General features: G+C 64.8%; 3 protein-coding genes and 2 pseudogenes. 2 read left to right on the top strand and 3 right to left on the bottom strand.

Annotation, left to right across the window (positions count from 1 at the left end; all coding sequences use genetic code 11):
- Nucleotides 1–59 precede the first annotated feature (59 nt).
- Both ABTZ94_RS36360 and ABTZ94_RS36355 read right to left on the bottom strand, forming a co-directional pair.
- Nucleotides 60–314: a DUF397 domain-containing protein gene (locus tag ABTZ94_RS36360; protein ID WP_351207532.1), complete on the bottom strand. Its 255-nt coding sequence runs from the start codon at nt 312–314 to the stop codon at nt 60–62.
- Complete coding sequence (locus ABTZ94_RS36355) at nt 311–1093, bottom strand: helix-turn-helix domain-containing protein (protein ID WP_502967370.1); 783 nt, start codon at nt 1091–1093, stop codon at nt 311–313. Before ABTZ94_RS36355 ends, ABTZ94_RS36360 begins: the two co-directional genes overlap by 4 nt.
- 201 nt (nt 1094–1294) lie before the next feature.
- On the opposite strand from ABTZ94_RS36355, the pseudogene ABTZ94_RS36350 reads away from it, so the two are divergent.
- Nucleotides 1295–1678, top strand: a pseudogene (locus ABTZ94_RS36350) (ATP-binding protein); the annotation flags it as partial.
- A 178-nt stretch (nt 1679–1856) separates the two neighbouring features.
- On the opposite strand, the gene ABTZ94_RS36345 reads toward ABTZ94_RS36350, so the two are convergent.
- The gene (locus tag ABTZ94_RS36345) at nt 1857–3992 is read right to left on the bottom strand and encodes an AIPR family protein (RefSeq protein WP_351207530.1); all 2136 of its coding nucleotides are present in this window, start codon (nt 3990–3992) and stop codon (nt 1857–1859) included.
- A gap of 169 nt (nt 3993–4161) precedes the next feature.
- Here ABTZ94_RS36345 and ABTZ94_RS36340 point away from each other — a divergent pair.
- A pseudogene (locus tag ABTZ94_RS36340) lies at nt 4162–4430 on the top strand (hypothetical protein); the annotation flags it as partial.

Here is a 4430-nt window from a genome sequence, read left to right as displayed (position 1 = left end):
GGGAGGGTCCCGCCGTTACGCCCGTGCGGCGTGGCGGGACCCTCCTGGCGGTGTGTACCTCAGCCGGCGACGAGGCCGATGAATCCGGCCCACGCCCCTGGCCCCACGGTCAGCATGGGGCCGCTGAGCTGCTTCGAGTCACGGATGTGTACGTGCGTGGCAGCAGTGGCGAACTCCATGCATTCACCGCCGTTGCCGGTGCTGTAGCTGCTCTTGCGCCAGGCGACCTCTAGGCACTGACCGCCTTCAGCCCCGCTGTAGCTGCTCTTGAACCAGGCCAGCTCCCGCATGGCAGGAGTGTCGGTGGTATTCATAGATCTCCCAGCAACTTCTCGATGAATCCCAGAGTCTCTCGCGGAGTGAGAGCCTGACTCCGGATGATCCCATAGCGCGCTGCGGCCAGCCGCGTCTCGTCCCGATCAGTCAGCAGGTTGCTGCGTCCCTGGACCTCCATGTACACGATCTGTTCCCCGCCTTTGCGGGTAATCACGGTGTACGGCCCGTCCACACCTGCGTTGTCCTCTCGGTCGAGCGGCATCAGCTGCAGTTCCACATTGCGCATGTGCCCGAAGAGCAAGAGCTGCTCAAGCTGTCCGCGCAGGACCTGCTTGCCTCCGAGGGGCTTCCGCAGTGCCCCTTCCTCCACAACGAAGCTCAACAGAGGAGCTGGCCAGCGGTTGAAGATCTCCTGTCTCGCGAGACGTGCGGCCACACGAAGTTCAATGGTCTCTTCGTCGAGCAGTGGGCGTCGCATGGCGAGCACAGCACGCATGTACTCCTCAGTCTGCAAGAGCCCATTGACGATGTGGCTGTCGTACACGCACAGCTCTACCGCCTGGGCCTCCAGCCGCGCCATGTCCCGGAAGAACGGCGGATACTGCGCCCGAGCAACCTCCTCCTTCAACGCCAGCAACAAGCCCCCGGCCTCCAGCACCGCGTCCGCCTTGTCGATGAACGCAGGCTGCGGAATCCGTCGCCCCTGCTCGAACGACGCAACGGACTGCGCCGCGTACCCCACCCGCTTCCCGAACTCCGCCCGGTCCAGCCCCGCCCGCAGCCGTAACAGCTTCAACTGCCGCCCGAACGCCGTCATCACCCCGGACCCCGGCTCGTCCTCCGGCCGCTTCCCGGACTCCGAACCCGACCCCGCGCCCGCGTCCGTCTCGCCCTGCGTCATCGTCATCGCCACCGCCTGTCCCACGTACGTACAAGCCGGACGCACGCCACGTACAACCAGCCCGCGACGGCGCGTCACCCCTGGTCACGCTACGCCACCAAACGGCAACGTGGAGCCATGACCAGCAATCCACCACTCCCCGTCCGCCTCACCCGCACCACGCAACCCCGCTTCCCCTGGCACCACTTCACGATGCGCTTCAGCTCCACCCCGCGCGGCGCCCGCCTCGCCCGGCGCCTGGCCAGCGAGCGGCTCGACGCCTGGGGCATCCCCTACGGCAGCGACGCGCACGACACCCTGACGCTGATCGTCGCGGAGCTGAGCGCGAACGCCGTGAGCCACGGCCACGTGCCCGGCCGCGACTTCCGCCTCCGCCTGTCCGCAGAAGGGACGGCTCTACACGTGGAGTCCACCGACACGCGCGGCAAACACATCGCCGTCCTCGCCGAAGTGTCGGACGACTTGGGCGGAGGCTGCGGCCTACACTTGGTGGCCGCACTCACCGAGCGCCGGGGCTGGTGTCCGTGCATCGACGGGCCAGGCAAGACAGTTCGGGCGACATGCACGTTGACCGGTCACGTCGAAACACACTGCGCCACTGGCGGCAACTGCGGTCTGCCGACCGACTTGCAGGCCACCCCCCGCCGTGTGGTTCACCTCGTCCGCCACGGTATGCCCCTCACTCCTGTTCGGCCTGTTCGTCAAGCAGTGTCCGCGCCATGTCCGAGAGGGTCAGGGCGCCGTCCACAGTCCACCGAGCAGGGCCCTGAACGGCAACTGGGGCCTCTTCCCATTCAGCAAGCTCGTACATGTGCAGGACCAAACGCGTGGGCGAGTAGGCGCGGCCATCCACCGCCCACAGAAGGCACTTCGTTCGGTCATTGACCCACGTCGCCTCACTACGGCGAGGGTCTTGAGCGAGCCAGGAACTCAGGGCCTTGACCTCTGGCCTGTTCCCCAGCGTCAGGTGGAGGGGAGTGCCATCCACAATCTTCCCGTGATCGACGAGAGTGGGAACAGCATTGGGACGGCGAGGCTTGCGCTTGCCTCCCTCCGAGGGCCGGTACTCAGCGGGCAGATCGGGAATGACCCCTTCGCGCTGCGCATCACGCAGCACGAGTGCCGCGAGCTGCTTGCAACGCGCCACGTCCGTAAGGGTCCCGCTCAGGAATGATGTCTGCCCGAATTCACCGTCGATGTGATGGATTAGCCACTCGAGGACCCTGGCGGTGAGCGCCGGCACCTCAGCGAGCACAGTGTCCCAGTCATGGTCCGGGTCATCGATCCGGTCCTGCTCAAGGAGCTGGAAGACCAGATGCGTGACCAGTAGGTCGCCTCGCTGCGCAACATCTGCGGCCCGCTTCTGAAACTTCTTCCGCTCCTCGTTGAGCGCGGCGCCAACCGCCCGGTGAACGAGCACTGAACGCCAGATCTGGAAGGCGCTCGGCCTCTCTCCGAACAGCCGGGGGTACGCTCCGCCAGTTCCCCGTTCCCAGAGCAGATCAGTATCCCGCTTGGTGCGTACGGTGAGTTCCGTGCCGTGATGGGCACAGGCCAGCGCAATGGCGGCGTGAACTACCGAACACCCCTCCCCCGGGGCGGGGTCCGGCTCGCCGCGCTTGTATACGTACGACTTCTGAAGTGACAGCGCGAAATCCTCCCGGATCATGGCTTGGACCTCGTCCAAGGCAATGAAGTCGCGCTGCTCCACATGGTTCTGGGTGTTGGTTGTCTCCGTGATGCGCCGCGCGAAGTCCGGCATGTTCTCGCCGACAACGATGACCTTGACAGTGACTTCGGCATCTTCGACGGTGTCCGCGGACGACTGCAACGCACGATGCGCGGCGGTCACCGTCTGCGCTCCGTTGACCACGCTGACGCCGTTCAGCCGGAGGTGCACCGGCTCGTCCGGCCTGCGGCGGCCGGGCCAGTCCTCGTCCAAGCTGTTGCACAGCACTGTCACACCGTTATTGAAGAGCCAGAAGTTCTCCGGCTCCTCGGCGAGCGTGTTGAGCATGCCGGAATTCACCCGGGTGGTGCCCAGGGACTGCCTGAGGTTCTGCGAATACAAGCGGTCTTCGTGTTCCCCGTACCATTCGGCGATGTTGCTCGCCGGAACCGTTCCCTGATAGGCAACCAGCGGGGTGTTCCGCTTGAGCCAGTTGGTCATGCGCACGGTAACCCGAACGGGTTCGGGAGCGAGGTCCTCACGGATCTGCCGCAACACATCCGCCGCATTGACCACGCGGTAGTCCAGGACAGGGCCGAGGCCGTTGAACTCCTTTCGGGCATCTTCGAGAACGGCGACGACCTCGTCGCTGAGCGACCCCATGCCCATCACCGCGATCACCAGCGTGACCTTCAACCGGGCGTCATGCATGGCGGAGTTCACTCGGGCCACGATGGGATCGAGCCGATCGTTGAAGCGCTCGAAGCTCCGCTGCTCGATGAGACGAAGTCCATGGATGAATTTATGGGCCGCGTCGGTGTTGAACTTTCCCTTCCCTTCATCACTCCACTTGGCCTGGACAAGCCAGATCTCCTGGGTGCCATCGGTCACGGCCACGCCGTCGATGCCCTGGTCAAGTTCACCGTCGATGACTGAACGGCCCGCGGTCTTGTGATCACATCCGGTGACAACCCGGACGGCCGCAGCTGTAAGCGCTCGGGAGAGGAAACGCTGTTCGTACCCGCGCTGGTCGTACGACTTGAGGTCCTCGTCGAAGATGAGCCCGGCGTACTGCTCCATGAGCGCGGTATGAATCTGGTGGACCCGGATGGGTGTCGTAGCGTTCCTGCGTTCTGCATCGTTCATGCCATCCCCCGGTACCACTCGACTCGTCACCTGGAACACAATAGGTGACACCATGTCAGGATTCGAAGTCGCTGCCGTGGGACGCCAGATGACTGCAACAGGCAAAGGCCGGGTGCCTGGGCGTCCTTTTGTCACGCACACCAAGTCGAACCCGGGAGTACACCACCCTTACCTCCTCAACCGGCTCCCGCGCCGCGCCGACGGTGGCGTCGACATAGGCGAGATCGACCTCAGCCATCTGCGGGTGGAGAAGTCAGGCGAGCACGACAAGTCGCTCACTACCGAAGGCCCGGCAGAACTCAAGGGGTTCGGCGAGGGCACGGGCGGGGCTGCAGAGGCCGACAAGTCGCTACTGTCGGAGCTGATCGAGAAGTTCAACGCCAAGTTCGGCACCGACTTCACCGAGGACGACGTCAGGCGGCCGTTCGATGAGGCCAA

This window comes from Streptomyces sp. NPDC002785 (assembly GCF_040295565.1).
Classification (GTDB): Bacteria; Actinomycetota; Actinomycetes; order Streptomycetales; family Streptomycetaceae; genus Streptomyces.
The sequence above is the reverse complement of the archived record's forward strand: the minus strand, read 5'-3'. Positions and strand labels throughout refer to the sequence as shown.